Consider the following 17129-nt stretch of genomic DNA (forward strand, 5'->3'; position numbering starts at 1 on the left):
CGAATTTTGGCGCGATCCGGAGGTTTAAACCCCTCCAATCTGCCGAAAAAGCGGGCCGTCTCCAGCACTGATGAAAAAGATCGCAAACTCCGGCTTCCATCGTCCAATGAATAATGGCAGCCTCTGCATGCCTAAATATTATGAATGGAAATGGGGATGGCCCGGATCAATTCGCGGCAGGTGGAGGCTTTCCGGGCGACGATGCTGACCGGCAGCGTGACGGAGGCGGCGGCGCTGATGACCGTGACGCAGCCGGCGGTCTCCCGGTTGCTGCGCGACCTCCAGGCGCTGTTGAAGATGGAGCTGTTCGAACGGCGCGGCACCGGCCTCGTGCCGACCGCTGCGGCCATGGCACTCTACACCGAAGTCGAGCGCTCCTTCGTCGGCCTCGAACGCATCACCGCGGCAGCCGAGGAAATCCGCGGCCGCCGCACCGGCTCACTGCGGATCGCGGCACTTCCAGCATTGTCGAATGGCTATTTGCCGCGGCTCACCGGGCACTTCCTGAGGGAGCGGCCGAACCTCAACCTCGCTTTCTTCGGCGTGATCTCGCCGATCGTGGTCGACTGGGTACTGAACAATCAGTGCGACGTCGGCTTTGCCGAGGTGCCCATCGCGCATTCGGGCTTGCCGAGCCAGAAGCTGCCGGCGCCCGCGCGTGTGGCTGTACTGCCCACCGGTCACCGCCTCGCGGAAAAGGAAGTGCTGGAGCCCCGCGACTTCGAGGGCGAGACTTTCATCTCGCTGTCGGCGGGCTCGTCGAGCCGCCACCTCGTCGACCAGGTCTTCCATCGCCACGATGTCCGCCGCGTGCTCAGGGTCGAGACCACGCTGTCGGAGATCATGTGCGGCATGGTGTCGTCAGGACTTGGCGTCGCCATCTGCGATCCCTTCACCGCCCAGGAATTTTCCACCCGCGGCGTCGTCGTGCGCCGCTTCCTGCCGCGCATCGACTTCGAATTCTCGGCGGTCTTTCCGGCACAGCGCAGCCCCTCGCCGGTAGCGCTCGATCTGGTCGAGACCATACGCAAGGCGCTCGCCGAATTCGACGAGCCACCCCTCAGCCGTTGAACGCCGCCTGTGCCTCCGGCAGGTCCCAGATCTTGCCAATCGCAGCGGTGCCGGCAGCCGTGATCGCCGCCTCGTCGGCGCCGAGATAGCGGCCGGCATCGACCAGCATGCGGCCGTCGACCATGACCTGATCGATATTGGCGCGATTGGCGAGCGCGATCAGCGCGCGGCGCGGGTCGAACAGCGGCTGAAGATGCGGATGGGTGAGATCGACGATCGTGAGGTCGGCGGTCGCGCCCGGCTCGATACGGCCGAGATCGGGCCGCTTGATGACATCGGCCGCGATTGCCGTGTTCGCCTCGATCAACTCGGGCGCGTTCGCGACATCGGCACGCGCCGAGGTGATCTTGGAGATCAGCGACGCCGCATTGAGCTCGCCGAGCAGGTCCATGTTGTAGCCGTCGGTGCCGACCACCGTGCGCACGCCGTGCTCCGCGAACTGGCTGAAGGCCGCGGTGACGCCGGCGCGCGCGAACACGCGCGGGCAGTTGAGAACCGTCATACCGCGCGCGGCCATCAGCTTGAGATCGTCATCGGTGCTGAACATGCAGTGTGCCGCCATCAGGTCGGGCGCCAGCAGGCCGAGCCAGTCGAGATATTGCGCCGGCGTGCGGCCGCCATAGCGCTTGCCGATGGTTTCGACCTCGGCGCGGCTCTGCGCCATATGCGTCGTGACGGGCACGCCGAGCTCGCGTGCCCGCGCGGCACAGGCCCTCAACAGATCAGGCCCGCAGGTGTCGGTGGCATGCGGACTCATCGCAAGGCCGATGCGGCCGTCGCCGCGATTATTCCAGCGCTGGTAGAGTGCATCCCAGGTCGCCATGTCGGCTGTGCCGTCATCGCCGGAATAGTGCACCACGCCGTCGGGGCCGGCCTTGGCGTCCGACGTCGAGAACAGATAGGGCGCGCCGTAGAAGCGGATGCCCATCTCCTCGGCGGCATCGAACATCTCCGGGATCGAGTTGCGGAACGGCTCCATCACCGTGGTGGCGCCGCCCTTCAGGAGTTGGAGGATGCCGAGCCGCGCGACCGCCATGCGCTCTTCCGCCGACAAGATATCTGCACCGCGCTTGGTCAGCGGCAAAAGCACCGTGTAAACGATGCTCTGATTGTTGCGGCGGCCGTTGCCGTCCTCGGTGTGGCTGCGCGCCAGCGCTTCGGAGAAGCAGTGATTGTGCAGGTTCAACAGGCCCGGCAGAACGAAGCGGCCGGGACGGTCATGCACCTCGTCCGCCCGCGGCTTGTCGCGCGTGACCGCGGCAATCTTCTTGCCTTCGACCAGAACCCAATGGTCGCGCAACACGTCCTGCGCGCCGTCCTTGCGTGCCAGCACATAGCTGCCGAAGATTGCGATCATGCTCATGCGGGGCGTACGTTCCAGAAGACGGCGGTGCCGTCGAGAATGCCGGTGATGGCTTTGCGATAGGCCGTCGGCTGCTTGTACAGGCCAATCGGAATATAGGGGATTTCCTGGAAAGCCACCGCCTGGATCTCACGGCAGATGCGCTGCTGCTCCGCGAGCTCGGAGGCCGCCAGCCACTGGCTGCGGAGCCCGGCCATCTTCTCGCTCGCATACCAGCCGGCGACCTTGCCCTCACCACGGATATTGGTGTTGCCGGCCGGATTGAGCCAGTCGATGCCCTGCCAGTTGCCGACCGCCGCGCTCCAGCCGCCCTGCCCGATCGGGTCCTTCTTGAGTTGGCGTTGCAGCACCACGGCGAAATCGAGCCCGGCATATTCGACGTTCATGCCGGCCTTGCGCAAGGAGTCGACGGCGATCTCGCCAAGCGGCTTCTGCGCCAGTGAGTTGGTGGGCACGAGCACCACGACCTTCTTGCCATTATACCCCGCGGCCTTGAGATCGGCCTTCACTTTGGCGTAGTCACGCGGGCCGCGGAAGACATCGAGGCCGACATCGCTGGCCATCGGCGTATTCGGCGCGAAATAGCCGATCGGTGAGACCTGGAAGTTCGGATCGGTACCGGCCACCGCGGTCATGAAGGCGGATTGATCGATGGCCCCCAGGAGCGCGCGGCGAACGGCAGGATTGTCGAACGGTGGCTGAAGATGATTGAGGCGCAGCATGCAGGCGTAACCGCGGGGATCGAGGATCCGCGTCTCGATGTCGCCGGCCGCCTTGATGATCGGCAGCAGGTCGTGTGGCGTGGTCTCTTGCCAGTCCTGCTCCCCGGTCTGCAGCGCGGCGACGCCGGTGCCGGCATCGGGCGTGGTGGTCCAGACCACCCGATCGTAGTGCACGATCTTCGGGCCCGCTGTCCAATCCGGTTTGCCGTCCGTGCGCGGCTGATAGCGCTCGAACCTGGCATACGCGTTGCGCGCACCCTGCACGCGCTCGTCGGCGAGATAGCGGAACGGGCCGCTGCCGATCACTTCGGTGAGCGGCTTGAACGGATCCTGGCCCGCCAGCCGCTCCGGCATCATGAAGCACGCGTTGATCGCGGCCTTGCCCAGCGCTTGCGGCAACAGCGGGAATGGACGTTTGAGGCGGAAGCGGATGGTGCGGTCGTCAGTGGCCGACAGCTCGTCAGTCGCCTCCATCAGCTCGCCGCCAAAGCCGTCGCGCGCGGCCCAGCGGCGGATGCTCGCGACGCAGTCGCGGGCGAGCACGCGCTCGCCATCGTGCCAGAACAGACCGTCGCGCAAGCTGAGGTCCCATTGCAGCCGGTCGCCGGAGACGACATGGCCCGACAGCATCTGAGGCGAGACCTGGAGCGAAGAGCTCATGCCGTAGAGCGTGTCGTAGACCATGAAGCCGTGGTTTCGCGACACTTGTGCCGTCGAATAGATGGGATCGACGAAGGCGAGGTCGATCACCGGAATGAAGCGTAGCGTGGTCTGGGATTCGGCGCGCAGGATGCCCGGAAATGACAGCGCCGGCACCGCGGCTACGGCCTTGAGGAGCGAACGGCGGGAGACGGGCATTGCAAGAGGCTCCTGAAGGATCTTACGTGTTCAACAAGACCGCGCCGATCGCAGCGGCCACCGCCTGCTGCGCCGGCTCGACCACGGGCACACCGATGGCATCCGCAATCGCCGCGCGGTGCGAGGCCATGCCGGCGCAGCCCATCACCACGACATCGGCACGGCATTGCGAGACCAGCGCGCGGCCAGCTTCAATCAACCGTCCCCGGATGTCCGCGCCTGCCGTCTCCGCCGCGCTCGCGCCGACCGACCAGCTTCCGGCATAGCGGCTGTCGATGCCCATCAGCCGCACCATCCGCTGCTGGCGGCGAATGCTCGACGGCGACAGCGCGATGACGCCAAATCGCTCGCCCAGCATCATTGCGCGAAAGATGCCGCACTCGGCGATGCCCATCACCGGGCGCCCGCCGGCCGCCTCGCGCACCGCATGCAGGCCGGGATCACTGAAGCAGGCGAGCACGAAGGCATCCGCATCGGCGCGCGACACACGGTTGACCAGCGGCATCACCATGCTGTCGGCGTCGCGTTGCGAGCTGATGCCCGGCGGCCCCCCGGCAAGGCCGACGACCTCGATTGCGGGTCCGCCGGCGATGCGTAGCGGCGCGACGGCGTCGTCGATCGCCGCCGTCACCGATGCGGAGGAGTTGGGGTTGATGACGAGGATACGGGTCATGGCGTGGCTCAACTTTTTCCGGCCTCGTGGCGCAGGAAGTTGGCCGCGATCTTCTCACCGGTCGTGATCCAGACATCCGGGCACGACTTTGCGTAGGTCAGGAATTCGCGCAGCAGGCGCAGCCGCATCGGTCGACCGCTGCATTGTGGATGCAGCACGGTCGTCACCATCGCGCCCCAGTCTCTGGTTTCGTCGAGCTCGTCCTTCCAGATCGAGAGCACATGCTCCTTGGGGAAAATCGAGCGCGGACTGAAGCGCGCGGACAGGCCGTGCATCCAGTCGTCATAGCTGGCGGTCACCGGCAGCTCGATCGTGCCCGGCTTGCCGTCGGCGAGACGATGGCGATAGGGCCGCACGTCGTCGCGGAACGAGGAGGTGTAGACGATGCCGTGGCGCACTAACGCCACCCGCAGTTCCTCGGTGAATTCGCCGTAGGGCGCGCGGTAGCCGGTCGGCCTGACGCCGAGCCGGCGCTTGAGCGCCTCGAACCCGCGCTCGAGCTCCTCCTCGATCCAGGGATCGCCGGGATCGGGCAACAGATGGTGATAGCCGTGGTGGCCGATCTCGTGACCGGCCTTGAGAATGGCCTCGGCCATCGCCGGATGCGCGTCGACCGACCATCCCGTGACGAAGAAGGTCGCCTTGAGATCGAGCTGTTCGAGCAGCTCCAGGAGCTTCGGCGTGCCGACGCGCGCCTCATAGCCGCCATAGCTCATGGTGATGAGCCGCTGGGCGTGCACCGCGTCCTTGCTGGTCCAGGCGCTCTCCGCGTCCACGTCGAACGACAGGAACATCGCCGAATTGTACGGCTTCGGCCAGGGGTATTCCGGTGCAGGATCCGCGGTGTTGGCCGGAACGAGCGGAATGCTCTGGAGTGCCTTACTGTCCAGCATTGATGGTCGCCTTTTCGAGTGCGTTGTCGGTCAGTTTCCACTTGGCGAGGAGCGTGCGATAGGTGCCATCCGCGATCAGTGCATCGACCGCCTCGAGCATGGCTTGCTGCAGCGCCTTTTCCTTGACCGGCAGAGCGATGCCGGTGAATTGCTGCGCGATGGGCTCGCCCACGGTCGCATAGGTGCCGGGCTCGAGGTCCATGATGTAGGGCAGCGTCTCGTTGCCCTGGGCGGCGGCATCGATGCGGCCCTGCCTGAGCTGGGTGCGGGCGTCGGCCGAGCCGTCGGTGCCGACGAACTGGATCGGATTGGTGCCGCAATTCTTCTCGCTCCAGGCCGCGATCTGCGCGGGGAACATGGTGCGGCGGCTGGCGCCGACCTTCTTGCCACAGAGCGCGGCTGCGTCCTTGAACTCCGCCTTGCGCGACTGCTGCACGAAGAACTGCGGGCCGCTGCGCAAATAATCGACGAAGGACGCGATCTCGTGCCGGCTGGCATAGTCCGTGAAGCCGGACAGGATGGCGTCCACCCGCCCGGTCGAGATCGACGGCATGAACTCGGCAAAGCTGGTCTCCTGCCACTCGATCTTGACGCCGAGCTTGCGGCCGATGGCCTCGCCGAGATCGATGTCGAAGCCGGACAACGCGTTGGTGGCGGGATCGCGGAACTCCATCGGTGGATAGTTCGGCACCAGCGCGACCTTGATGCTGCCGCGCTTGGCGATCTCCGCCGGCAGCTCGACTGCCATGACCGGAGCGCTCATGGCGCCAACGAGTGCCGCCGTAACCAGAAGTCTCTTCATCGATACGCCCCCATTCAGATCACTGCCGAAAGAAATGCCTTGGTACGCTCCTCGCGCGGCGCGCCCAACACATCGGATGCGCGCCCGTGCTCGATGATCGCGCCCTGGTCCATGTAGACGACGCGGTCGGCGGCCTCGCGCGCGAAGCCGAGTTCGTGCGTCACGACCATCATGCTCATGCCGCTCCGCGCCAGCTCCTTCATGACCGCCAAGACCTCGCCGACGAGCTCGGGATCGAGCGCGCTGGTCGGCTCGTCGAACAGCATCAGCATCGGCTTCATGGCAAGCGCGCGGGCAATCGCGACCCGCTGCTGCTGGCCGCCGGAGAGCTGGGCGGGATACGCGTCCGCTTTGGCCGACAATCCGACGCGCCGCAGCAGCTCGATCGCCTCAGCGCGCACCTCGTCGGATTTTCGGCCTTGAACCTGGAGCGGACCCTCTGTGATGTTTTCGAGCGCGGTCTTGTGCGGAAACAGGTTGAAGCGCTGGAACACCATGCCGGTTTTCAGCCGTTGCCGCCCGATTTCGCGCTCGCTGAGCCGATGCAGTCGTCCGCCCTGCTCGCGCACGCCCAGGAGCTCGCCGTCGAGCCAGATGCCGCCGCTGTCGATCGCCGCGAGCTGGTTGATGCAGCGGAGCAGTGTGGTCTTGCCCGAGCCGGAGGCGCCGATCAGACACATCACCTCGCCGGGCCAGACGTCGAGCGTGACGCTCTTGAGAGCCTGGAACTCGCCGAAATTCTTGGCGACGGAGCGAATCGCGACGAGGGGTCTTGTCATCGCGCGAGCCGCAATGTGCCGCGCGCAAAACGGCGTTCGAGCAGCATCTGGAGCGGCGTCAGGATTGAGACGACGAGCAGGTACCAGAGCCCGGCCACGATCAGGAGCTCGATCACGCGCGAATTGGCGTAGTAGATGTTTTCGGCGTTGTGCAGCAGTTCCGGATACTGGATGACGCTGGCGAGCGAGGTCGCCTTCACCATGCCGATGAACTCGTTGCCGAGCGGCGGGATCACCACCCGCATCGCCTGCGGCAGCACGATCCGGCGCAGCGCACGCAGGCGTCCCATGCCAATCGCCTGCGCGGCCTCATATTGCCCGATATCGACTGACAGCATGCCGGCGCGCATCACTTCCGAGGTATAGGCACCCTGGTTGATGCCGAGCCCGAGCAGCGCGGCAAGGAACGGCGTCATGACGTCGACGGCGCGCGCACTCCACAGGCCGGGAATGCCGATGGTCGGAAACACCAGCGCGAGATTGAACCACAGCAGCAGTTGCAGGATCAGCGGCGTGCCGCGGAACAACCAAGTGTAGCCGGCGGCAACGGTCTTCAGTACCGGGTTGGGCGACAGCCGCATGATCGCGACGACGACGCCAAGGAAGATACCGAGCGCCATCGCCAGCACCGCCATCACCATGGTGTTGACGATGCCCTCTATGATCACCTTTGCGGTCAGGAAGCGGCCGACATAAGACCATTCGATCTGGCCGCCCGCAAAAGCGCGCCCGATCAATGCAAGCACGAGGACGATCAGCGCCGCGCTGAGCCAGCGAAACCAGTGCGGCTCGCGCGCGACCCGCATTCCCGACAGATCGGGAAAACCCTCCGCGAGTGCCGGTGCCGGCTTCATTGCGGCGCCGCGTTCAGCATGGGCTGGGCGACCGCGTTGCCGCCAAGGCTCCATTTGTCGAGGACGGCCTTGTAGGAACCGTCGGCGATCATCGCGATGAGCTTCTCGGTCACCACTTCACGAAGCGCCGCATCGTCCTTGCGGAACATGATGCCCTGATAGCCTTTGGCAAAGGGCTCGCCGATCACGCGGTATTTGCCGGGTTCCTGCGTCTGCGCATAAGGCAGCGTCTCGCTGCCCTGTACGGCGGCGTCGATACGGCCCTGCTTGAGCTGGTTGCGAACGTCGATCGAGTTCTCGCCCGGCACGTACTGGATCGCCGGCTTGCCGGCCGGCTCGCAATTCTGCTTGCTCCACTTCTCGATCTCGACCGGGAAGCTGGTGCTGCGGGTGGTCCCGACCTTCTTGCCGCAGAGATCGGTCGCAGCCTTGGCTTCGTTCTCCGCCATCACGAAGAACTGCGGGCCGGTCCCGAGATAATCGACGAAATCTGCGGTCTCGCGCCGCGAGGCGCGATCGGAGATGCCGGAGATGATGAAGTCGGCGCGCCTGGTCTGGAGCGACGGGATCAATTCGGCGAACGGCGTCTCGCTCCAGACGATCTTCACGCCGAGGCGCTTGGCGAGCTCGTTCGCCAGATCGACGTCGAGCCCGACGAGCTCATTCGTTGCGGGATCGCGATATTCCATCGGCGCGTATGTCGAGTTGACCGTGAGCTTCAACGCGCCCGCCTGCTTGATCTCGGCCGGAAGCTCCGCCGCCTGCGCGGACGTGGCGGCCGTCAGCGCTGCGATGCCGAGGAAATACGAGAGGCGCGTCATATCGGCTCCTTTGCCAACGTTGCTGGAACGTCCTGTCAGTCCGCGTCGAGAACCGCGGGTTCGATGACGCCGGCGCGTTCGGTGATCACCCTGTATTGCTCCGGCCGCCGGTGCGCGGCGAAGTTGAACATCTTGTCCTTGCCCTGGCGGCAGAGGTCCAGATCGATATCGGCGACGATCACCTCGTCGGTCAGCGTTGCGGCCTGCGCGACGATGCGGCCATTGGGATCGACGATGCAGGAGCCGCCGATCAGCCCGGAGCCGTCCTCCTCGCCCGCCTTCGCCACCGAGATCGCCCAGGTCGCGTTCATATAGGCGTTGGCCTGCGTCACCAGCGTGGAGTGGAAGGTGCGCAAGGAGGCATCTTCCGTGCTACCGCCATTGGGATCATAGGCCGCCGAATTGTAGCCGATGCAGACAAGCTCGACGCCCTGCAGGCCAAGCACGCGCCAGGATTCCGGCCAGCGGCGATCGTTGCAGATCATCATGCCCATAATGGCGTGGGCCCAGGCCGAGCCGGCGCGGAAGGCCGGAAAGCCGAGGTCGCCATAGTCGAAATAGCGTTTCTCAAGCTGCTGGTAGCGCGCACCTTGTCGCGGCTCGACCGAGCCCGGCAGGTGCACCTTGCGATAGCGGCCGAGCAGCTCGCCGTCGCGGTCAACCAGGATGGCGCAATTGTAGCGGCGTCCATCCGGCGTCAGCTCGGCATAGCCAACATAGAAGCCGACGCGCAGCGCACGCGCACGGTCAAACAAGGCGGCGACGTTCGGGTTCGGCATTCCGCGTTCGAAATAATGGTCGAGCGCGTCGCCTTCGAGCAACCAGCGCGGAAAGAATGTGGTGAAGGCAAGCTCGGGAAACACCACGAGGCTGGCGCCGCGGCCGGCCGCCTCTTCCAGCAGCGCAAGCATCCGCGACAGCGTATGCTCGCGCGGATCGGCTTTTTGCGTCGGCCCCATCTGTGCGGCGGCAGCGCGAAGGACACGAACCAAGATTGCCTCCAATCTGTGCGCAGTGGCGCCTCAATGGGCGGATGAACCCTTTGATGCGACGTGCAAATCCGCGGCCATTACGCGGAAGCGGGGCTGCAAAATCAATTCGTTCTGCTATGATGTTTTGGCCCAGAGTATAATCGGCAGTGATATGAACCTGCGCCAGCTCGAGATTCTCCGCGCCGTCATCCGCCACCGCACCACGGTTGCGGCCGCCGACGAACTGGCGCTGTCGCAGCCTGCCGTCAGCAATGCGCTGAAGACGATGGAGGCGCAGGCGGGTTTTGCGCTGTTCGAGCGCGTCAACAACCGGCTGTTTCCGACCACGGAAGCGATGGCGCTCTACAAGGAGAGCGAGGCGATCTTCGCGCTGCACGCAAAGCTCGAGAACCGCGTGCGCGATCTGCGCGAGAACCGCTCCGGGCATCTCGCGCTGGTCGCGACGCCGCCGCTCGCCTACAGCATCATCCCCGCGGCGCTGTCAGGCTTCCTGCGCCGCCGCCCGGAGACGCGGGTGTTCTTCGACGTGCGGCGCTATGAGGGCATCATCGAAGGCGTGCTCAACCGCGTCGCCGAGCTCGGCTTCGCGCTCGGGCTGACACATCATCCGGGCATCGCCCATGAGGTGGTGCACACCGGCGAGATGGTCTGCGTGCTGCCGCCGCAGCACCCGCTCGCCGACCGGCCGGTGATCTCGGCAGCCGACCTGTCCGGCCTGCCCTTCATCGGGCTCGAGCGCGGCACGCGGCTTGGCGAGGCCGTGCGCGACAGTTTCGCACGCGCCGGCGCGCCGTTCCAGCCGACCGTCGAGGTGCGCTACTGCAACACGGCCTGCGTGCTCGCCGCCGCTGGCGTCGGCGCCGCGGTGGTCGATCCCTTCTCGCCACGGCAGAACGGCGGGACCGGCCTCGCCGTACGGCCGTTCGCGCCGACGACGCACGCCGTGGCCTATATGCTATGGTCGGAAGCCGAGCCGCTGTCGCGCCTGGCCAAGGCGTTTCTCAACGAGGTCCGGAAAGAGAGTGCGCTGCTGGAGCGCACAGCGCCACACCAACAACATGGGGCAGGAAGCGACTGAGCTTGACCTTTACCGGAGGGCACATGGCACGCATCACCATCATCGAGACCGGACAGGTCCCACAAAAATATTGCGAGCGCCACGGTTCATTCCCGGACATGTTCGAGCGCATGGTCCGCGCCGAGGATCCGACAGCTACGGTCGAAATCGTCAGCATCCCGAACGGCGATGCGCTGCCCGATCCGCGCAATTTGGAGGCGGTGCTGATCACCGGCGCGGCCGCCGGCGTCTATGACGGGCTCGACTGGATCGCGCCGCTGGAAGATTTCGTGCGCACGGCCTACGCCAACAGGACACCCATGGTCGGCGTCTGCTTCGGCCATCAGTTGATCGCGCAGGCGCTCGGCGGCACCGTGCGCAAGTCGGAGAAGGGCTGGGGCATCGGCCGGCACGTCTATCAGGTGCTGCCGGACAACGGCGTCTTTGACGGCGAAGCGGTCGCCATCGCCTGCTCGCATCAGGACCAGGTGATGGAGCCGCCCAACGATGCGCTGACGATCCTCTCCTCCGATTTCACCCCGCATGCCGGCCTGCTCTACGCCAACGGCGCGACGCTCACCCTGCAGCCGCATCCGGAGTTCGACGTGGAGTTTGCGCAAGTGTGCTGCGAGCTGCGCATCGGCAAGGCGCCGGAGGATGTCGTTGCCACCGCGAGGGAATCACTGGCGCAGCCGATGGATCACGCCAAGCTTGGTGGCGCGATTGCAAGGTTTCTGGCGAAGCGTACGGCAACGTAGTCCGCAGCTCTCGCCACGCAGACTCTTCCCTTCTCCCCTTGTGGGAGAAGGTGGCGCGAAGCGCCGGATGAGGGGTCTCTATCCGCGGATTCAATCGCGAGAGGTGCTCGCTGAGGGAGACCCCTCACCCGTCTCGCCGCTTCGCGGCGAGCCACCCTCTCCCACAAGGGGAGAGGGAAGAAAGCGACAAGCTCGTCTTGATAGGCCTCAGAACGGATCCGTCCCCAGCCCCACCACATCCGCAGGCCTCGGCCCCGGTGCCGGCCAGTGAAACCGCCGGTCCTTCTCCGCAATCGCGATGTCGTTGATCGAGGCCTCGCGGCGCCGCATCAGGCCGTGCTCGTCGAACTCCCACTGCTCGTTGCCGTAGGAGCGATACCACTGGCCGCTCGCATCGTGCCATTCGTACTGGAAGCGAACCGCGATGCGGTGTTCGTCAAACGCCCAGAGGTCCTTGATCAGGCGGTAGTCGTGCTCCTTCTCCCATTTGCGGGTGAGGAACGTGACGATGGCCTCGCGCCCCTGAAAAACCTCGGAGCGATTGCGCCAGCGGCTGTCCTCGGTATAGGCGAGCGAGACGCGCACCGGGTCGCGCGAATTCCAGGCATCCTCGGCCATGCGGGCCTTTTGCGCTGCGGTCTCACGGGTAAAGGGCGGGAGCGGCGGGCGCGACATGAGGGCCTCATCGGTTGGCGGGAGTGCAATCTATCGCCGCGCGCGGAGGAGTCGAGAGGCCGTCCGCTATCGCCCGATCACGAAATCAGATCAGCCTTCATCAAGGCGCGGATCGATTTCGGGATCGGCTGGGCACGTCCGCCGCTGATGAAGGCGACCTGCACCTCGGCTTTGACCAGCACGACTTCGCCGCGCCGCACCTCCTGCGCCAGCATGATGGAGGCGCCCTTCACGGCGACCGGCCAGGTCACGACATCGAGCACGTCGTCCATCCGGGCAGGCTTGAGGAAATCGAGATGCATCGAGCGCACCACGAAGGCGAAGCTTGCCTCTTCCGCCCCGGCCTGCTCGAACAATGCCTGCTGCTCGGCGCCCATCAGCCGCAGATGATTGGTCCGCCCGCGCTCCATGAAGCGCAGATAGTTGGCGTGATAGACGATGCCGGAAAAATCCGTGTCCTCGTAATAGACGCGGACCTGCATATGGTGGCGGCCGTCGCGGATCTCGCCGTCGAGATGAGCTGTCACGTCGCGAGCCTCTTCGCTTTTCGGTAACCAGCCCGTTTTGCGCAAAAACGGCCGGCTGCGCAAGCGTGGCTAGACCACCGCCGGCCCACGCCCCAGCGTCACCTCGACGATCTCCGGCGGCACGCCGACGCGGAGCGGCATGATGCTGCAACCGAGGCCGCCGGAGATGATGACGTCGCATTTCAGCCGGACATGACCATAGGCGAGCCGGATGCCGTGCTGCGGCGGAACCGCCGGCGACCAGCCGAGCAGGCGGACCTGGCCACCATGGGTGTGGCCGGACAGTTGCAGCGCGACGCGGGCGGGCATGCGCGGCGCGATATTGGGCTCATGCGCGAGCAGGATGATCGGCGCGTCGTCGGTGACCTTGGCAAGCGTCGCGTCGAGATCGTCGGCGCCGAAGCGTCCCGTGCTCCGGAAGCGTCGCGCCGGCAGAAAGGCGAGTTGATCGCCAAGGCCGGCGAGCCAGAATGCGCGGCCATCCTTGGCGAGCCGCACGACGTCGTTCTCGTAGACGGGAATGCCGGCCGCCTCCAGCGCGCGATGCGCGACCGTCGGCCCGTGGCCGGCCTGCTGCACGGTCCTATCGGCCCAATAGTCATGGTTGCCCATGACGGCATGGACGCCGAGCGGCGCTTTCAGGCCGGCCAGCACCTTGGCCCATTCGCTCGCCGGAATGATGCGCGTGACCTGGTGCAGACCGGCAACATAGTCGCCGAGCAGCACGATGATATCCGCGCTGAGCGCATTGGTGCGGTCGACGATGGCTTCGATCCGCTCCAGCGGCATCCAGGGATCGCAGGCATGGATGTCGGCGATCACGGCAATCTTCAGCGGGAAGTCCGCCGGCCATTGCCGCGGGGTTGGATGATAGCGGGTGACGCGAAGCCGCAGCACCGGCTCGACGCCGACGCCGTAGGCCGCGGTCGAGACGGCGAGAGCGGAGAGGCCGCCGAAGGAACGGATGAGGTGACGGCGCGTGATCATGGCAGCCCGATCGTGATGCAGCTTGTTGATGCGACCCGATTGAAGCGGAAATGGGGTGCGCTTGTGCAGACCCTCTGCACGAGATCACCGGAAATTCATGACGGCCCGACCGTCCGTACTTGCGCAGATCAGTCGTCGCTCTCGTCGGTGCCGAACAGGCCGAACTGTGCCGCCGCATCGCGCGATGGCTCGCTGATGCCGAGATGGCGAAAGGCGTGCGAGGTGAGCAGGCGGCCGCGCGGAGTGCGCTGCAGATAGCCGCACTGGATCAGATAGGGCTCGATGATGTCTTCGATCGCATCGCGCGGCTCCGACAGAGCGGCGGCCATCGTCTCGACGCCGACCGGGCCGCCGCCATAGTTCTGCGCGATGGTCGTGAGGTAACGGCGGTCCATCGCGTCGAGGCCGGCGGCATCGACCTCGAGCGCGCTCAGCGCGTGGTCGGCAATCTTGCGATCGATCCTGTCGGCATCGGCCGCCGAAGCAAAATCGCGCACGCGGCGCAGCAGCCGGCCGGCGATACGCGGCGTGCCACGCGCGCGTCGCGCGATCTCGTTGGCGCCATCCGCGCTCATGCCGACGTTGAGCACGCGGGCACCACGGGTGACGATGCTTTCCAGCTCCTCGATGGTGTAGAAATTCAACCGGACCGGAATGCCGAAGCGGTCGCGCAAGGGATTGGTGAGCAGACCGGCGCGGGTGGTGGCGCCGACGAGGGTGAATTTCGATAGCTCGATCTTGACCGAGCGCGCCGCCGGACCCTCGCCGATGATGAGGTCGAGCTGGAAATCCTCCATCGCGGGATAGAGTACTTCTTCCACCGCCGGGCTCAGGCGATGGATCTCGTCGATGAACAGCACGTCGCGCTCTTCGAGATTGGTGAGCAGCGCGGCGAGATCGCCGGCCTTGGCGATCACCGGGCCCGACGTGGCACGAAAGCCGACGCCGAGCTCCTTGGCCACGATCTGCGCCAGCGTGGTCTTGCCGAGGCCGGGAGGACCGACGAACAACACGTGATCCAGCGCCTCGCCGCGCTTGCGCGCCGCCTCGATGAAGATGGACAGATTCTTGCGCGCCTGCTGCTGGCCGACGAAGTCGGACAGCGATTGCGGACGCAGCGCAGTGTCGCCGACATCGTCGCTGCGGCGCTCGGGCGTGACCATGCGGTTGGCCTTAGGATCGCTCACTTCGCGAGCTCCTTCAGGCCAAGGCGAATGAGCTGCGCGGTCTCCGCATTCTCACCCGCGCTGCGCGATGCAGATGCAATGGCCGCGGCAGCTTGCGGCTGGCCGTAGCCGAGATTGACCAGCGCGGAGATCGCGTCCGCCACGGGCCGCGGCGCGCGCTGGTCGTCGACGGCGCCGGCGAGGTGCACGACCGCCGGATCGACATTGGCAAAGGCCGGCGCCTTGTCCTTCAACTCGGTGACGATGCGCTCTGCGACTTTGGGGCCGACACCCGGCGTGCGCGCCACCGCAGCCTTGTCGCGCAACGCGATCGCGTTGGCGAGGTCGGACGGCCCAAGCGTGCCGAGCACGGCGAGCGCGACCTTGGCGCCGACGCCCTGCACGGTCTGAAGCAGGCGAAACCATTCGCGCTCCTGATCGCTGCGGAAGCCGAACAGCTTGATCTGATCCTCGCGAACATAGGTCTCGATCGACAGCACGGCGGCCTCGCCCGGCGAGGGCAGATGCTGCAGCGTGCGCGTCGAGCAATGCACCTGATAACCGACCCCGCCGACGTCGAGGATGACGAAATCCTCGCCGTAGGAATCGATCAGGCCCTTGAGCTTGCCGATCATAAGCCTGCCACCTTCAGCCGCAGCGCGGTGCTCTGGCGATGATGGGCATGGGTGATGGCGATGGCGAGCGCGTCGGCGGCGTCCGCGGACGGCGGATCGGCCTTCGGCAGCAAAATCTTGAGCATCATCGCGATCTGCTGCTTGTCGGCGTGGCCGGCGCCGACCACCGTCTTCTTCACCTGGTTCGGCGCGTATTCGGCAACACTGATGCCGAACATCGCAGGCGCGAGCATGGCGACGCCGCGGGCCTGGCCGAGCTTCAGCGTCGCGACGCCGTCCTTATTGACGAAAGTCTGCTCGACCGCGGCTTCCATCGGCTTGTGACTGGACAGGACGGCGGCCAGCCCCTCATGGATCGCGAGCAGCCGGCTCGCCAGCGGCAAATCGTCCGGCGGCTCCACCGAGCCGCAGGCGACGTAGATCAGGCGGTTGCCCTCGGCCTCGATCACGCCCCAGCCGGTGCGGCGCAGGCCAGGGTCGATGCCGATGATGCGAACGGGGCCACGAATCGGGAGCGTCGTCATGAGCCAGTGATAGCGGCTGGCCGCCGTGGGGGAAACAGAAACAGAACGGAAGTAACAGGGGAAGTGCCCCCCTACCCGCCCATCTTCGCCAGCAGCGCGTCCGACACCTCGAAATTGGCGTAGACGTGCTGGACGTCGTCGTGCTCGTTGAGCAGGTCCATCAGCTTGAGCAGCTTCTCGCCGGTCTCGTCGTCGACTGCGACCGTGTTCTGCGGCTTCCAGATCAGCGCGGCCTTGCGCGGCTCGCCGAACTTGGCCTCCAGCGCCTTGGCGACGTCGCGATAGCCTTCGGTCGAGGCGTAGATCTCGTGGCCGCCTTCGCTCGAGATCACGTCGTCGGCGCCGGCCTCGATCGCGGCATCCAGCACCGCATCGTCGGAGGCGATGCTGCGGTCGTATTCGATGATGCCGGTTCGGTCGAACATGAAGGAGACCGAGCCGGTTTCACCGAGATTGCCGCCGGACTTGGCGAAGAAGGAGCGGATGTCGGAAGCCGCGCGGTTGCGATTGTCGGTCAGCGCCTCGACGATGACGGCAACGCCGCCCGGGCCGTAACCCTCGTAGCGGATCTCGTCATAATTCTCGCTGTCGCTGCCGAGCGCCTTCTTGACGGCGCGCTCGATATTGTCCTTCGGCATGTTCTCCTGGCGCGCCGCGGTGATGGCGGCACGCAGGCGCGGGTTCATGTTGGGGTCGGGCGTCCCCAGCTTGGCCGCGACGGTGATTTCCCGCGCCAGCTTGCCGAACAGTTTCGACTTCTGGGCATCCTGCCGCCCCTTGCGGTGCATGATGTTCTTGAATTGGGAATGTCCGGCCATGCGTGATCTTCTCTAGGGACTCGTGCGCCAAGGTGAGCGTGGGAAGCGCGGCCTTATAGGCCGCGACCCCCCTGGAAAGAAAGAGGCTCTACGACTTTAAGGTAACACCGTACGGGCCCGTGCCTAGATGTCAGGCATCGTTAACCCTGATTTC

19 protein-coding genes are annotated in these 17129 nt (G+C 65.7%); 3 read left to right on the forward strand and 16 right to left on the reverse strand.

Annotation, left to right across the window (positions count from 1 at the left end):
• Positions 1-156: 156 nt before the first annotated feature.
• Positions 157-1071 carry a LysR substrate-binding domain-containing protein gene (locus IVB13_RS28415; protein ID WP_018453750.1) on the forward strand — a complete coding sequence of 305 codons (915 nt, stop codon included), beginning with the start codon at positions 157-159 and terminating at the stop codon, positions 1069-1071.
• On the opposite strand, the gene IVB13_RS28420 is transcribed toward IVB13_RS28415, so the two are convergent.
• From IVB13_RS28420 to IVB13_RS28460, 9 genes are read right to left on the reverse strand one after another with little or no spacing between them, the layout of a single operon-like run.
• Positions 1061-2434 (reverse strand): amidohydrolase family protein, encoded by a 1374-nt coding sequence (locus IVB13_RS28420; RefSeq protein ID WP_247490996.1) that lies wholly within the window; start codon positions 2432-2434, stop codon positions 1061-1063. The genes IVB13_RS28415 and IVB13_RS28420 overlap by 11 nt on opposite strands.
• Positions 2431-4014 carry an ABC transporter substrate-binding protein gene (locus IVB13_RS28425; RefSeq protein WP_018453748.1) on the reverse strand — a complete coding sequence of 528 codons (1584 nt, stop codon included), beginning with the start codon at positions 4012-4014 and terminating at the stop codon, positions 2431-2433. Before IVB13_RS28425 ends, IVB13_RS28420 begins: the two co-directional genes overlap by 4 nt.
• A gap of 22 nt (positions 4015-4036) precedes the next feature.
• The gene (locus IVB13_RS28430; RefSeq protein ID WP_247294022.1) at positions 4037-4687 is read right to left on the reverse strand and encodes an aspartate/glutamate racemase family protein; all 651 of its coding nucleotides are present in this window, start codon (positions 4685-4687) and stop codon (positions 4037-4039) included.
• Between the two features lie 8 nt (positions 4688-4695).
• Positions 4696-5580: a polysaccharide deacetylase gene (locus IVB13_RS28435; RefSeq protein WP_018453746.1), complete on the reverse strand. Its 885-nt coding sequence runs from the start codon at positions 5578-5580 to the stop codon at positions 4696-4698.
• The gene (locus tag IVB13_RS28440; protein WP_026232589.1) at positions 5567-6382 is read right to left on the reverse strand and encodes an ABC transporter substrate-binding protein; all 816 of its coding nucleotides are present in this window, start codon (positions 6380-6382) and stop codon (positions 5567-5569) included. Before IVB13_RS28440 ends, IVB13_RS28435 begins: the two co-directional genes overlap by 14 nt.
• Before the next feature lie 14 nt (positions 6383-6396).
• Positions 6397-7161 (reverse strand): amino acid ABC transporter ATP-binding protein, encoded by a 765-nt coding sequence (locus IVB13_RS28445; protein WP_018453744.1) that lies wholly within the window; start codon positions 7159-7161, stop codon positions 6397-6399.
• Positions 7158-8015: an amino acid ABC transporter permease gene (locus IVB13_RS28450; RefSeq protein WP_018453743.1), complete on the reverse strand. Its 858-nt coding sequence runs from the start codon at positions 8013-8015 to the stop codon at positions 7158-7160. Before IVB13_RS28450 ends, IVB13_RS28445 begins: the two co-directional genes overlap by 4 nt.
• On the reverse strand, positions 8012-8836 hold the full coding sequence (locus IVB13_RS28455) for an ABC transporter substrate-binding protein (protein ID WP_247294020.1): 825 nt from the start codon (positions 8834-8836) through the stop codon (positions 8012-8014). Before IVB13_RS28455 ends, IVB13_RS28450 begins: the two co-directional genes overlap by 4 nt.
• A gap of 35 nt (positions 8837-8871) precedes the next feature.
• On the reverse strand, positions 8872-9828 hold the full coding sequence (locus tag IVB13_RS28460) for an N-carbamoyl-D-amino-acid hydrolase (protein WP_083926347.1): 957 nt from the start codon (positions 9826-9828) through the stop codon (positions 8872-8874).
• 151 nt (positions 9829-9979) lie between these two features.
• Between IVB13_RS28460 and IVB13_RS28465 the strand changes: the two genes are divergently transcribed.
• Together IVB13_RS28465 and IVB13_RS28470 are read left to right on the forward strand one after the other, a co-directional pair.
• Positions 9980-10906, forward strand: a complete 927-nt coding sequence (locus IVB13_RS28465) for a LysR family transcriptional regulator (protein ID WP_018453740.1) — start codon at positions 9980-9982, stop codon at positions 10904-10906.
• Between the two features lie 23 nt (positions 10907-10929).
• Positions 10930-11643: a type 1 glutamine amidotransferase gene (locus IVB13_RS28470; RefSeq protein ID WP_247490998.1), complete on the forward strand. Its 714-nt coding sequence runs from the start codon at positions 10930-10932 to the stop codon at positions 11641-11643.
• Positions 11644-11850: 207 nt separating this feature from the next.
• On the opposite strand, the gene IVB13_RS28475 is transcribed toward IVB13_RS28470, so the two are convergent.
• From IVB13_RS28475 to IVB13_RS28505, 7 genes are all read right to left on the reverse strand, one after another.
• Positions 11851-12318, reverse strand: a complete 468-nt coding sequence (locus IVB13_RS28475) for a nuclear transport factor 2 family protein (RefSeq protein WP_018453738.1) — start codon at positions 12316-12318, stop codon at positions 11851-11853.
• Between the two features lie 77 nt (positions 12319-12395).
• Positions 12396-12800, reverse strand: a complete 405-nt coding sequence (gene ybgC / locus IVB13_RS28480) for a tol-pal system-associated acyl-CoA thioesterase (RefSeq protein ID WP_247483532.1) — start codon at positions 12798-12800, stop codon at positions 12396-12398.
• Between the two features lie 114 nt (positions 12801-12914).
• Entirely contained in the window at positions 12915-13832 is a 918-nt protein-coding gene (locus IVB13_RS28485) for a metallophosphoesterase (RefSeq protein WP_018454588.1), read from the reverse strand.
• 128 nt (positions 13833-13960) lie between these two features.
• Positions 13961-15019 (reverse strand): Holliday junction branch migration DNA helicase RuvB, encoded by a 1059-nt coding sequence (gene ruvB, locus IVB13_RS28490; protein WP_026232771.1) that lies wholly within the window; start codon positions 15017-15019, stop codon positions 13961-13963.
• Positions 15016-15633: a Holliday junction branch migration protein RuvA gene (gene ruvA, locus IVB13_RS28495; RefSeq protein WP_018454590.1), complete on the reverse strand. Its 618-nt coding sequence runs from the start codon at positions 15631-15633 to the stop codon at positions 15016-15018. The genes ruvB and ruvA overlap by 4 nt, the downstream gene beginning before the upstream one ends.
• Positions 15630-16157 carry a crossover junction endodeoxyribonuclease RuvC gene (ruvC, locus tag IVB13_RS28500; RefSeq protein WP_018454591.1) on the reverse strand — a complete coding sequence of 176 codons (528 nt, stop codon included), beginning with the start codon at positions 16155-16157 and terminating at the stop codon, positions 15630-15632. Before ruvC ends, ruvA begins: the two co-directional genes overlap by 4 nt.
• A 71-nt stretch (positions 16158-16228) precedes the next feature.
• On the reverse strand, positions 16229-16975 hold the full coding sequence (locus IVB13_RS28505; protein ID WP_018454592.1) for a YebC/PmpR family DNA-binding transcriptional regulator: 747 nt from the start codon (positions 16973-16975) through the stop codon (positions 16229-16231).
• Positions 16976-17129: the final 154 nt, after the last annotated feature.

The organism is Bradyrhizobium sp. 17, from assembly GCF_023073515.1.
Taxonomy (GTDB): Bacteria; Pseudomonadota; Alphaproteobacteria; order Rhizobiales; family Xanthobacteraceae; genus Bradyrhizobium; species Bradyrhizobium canariense_D.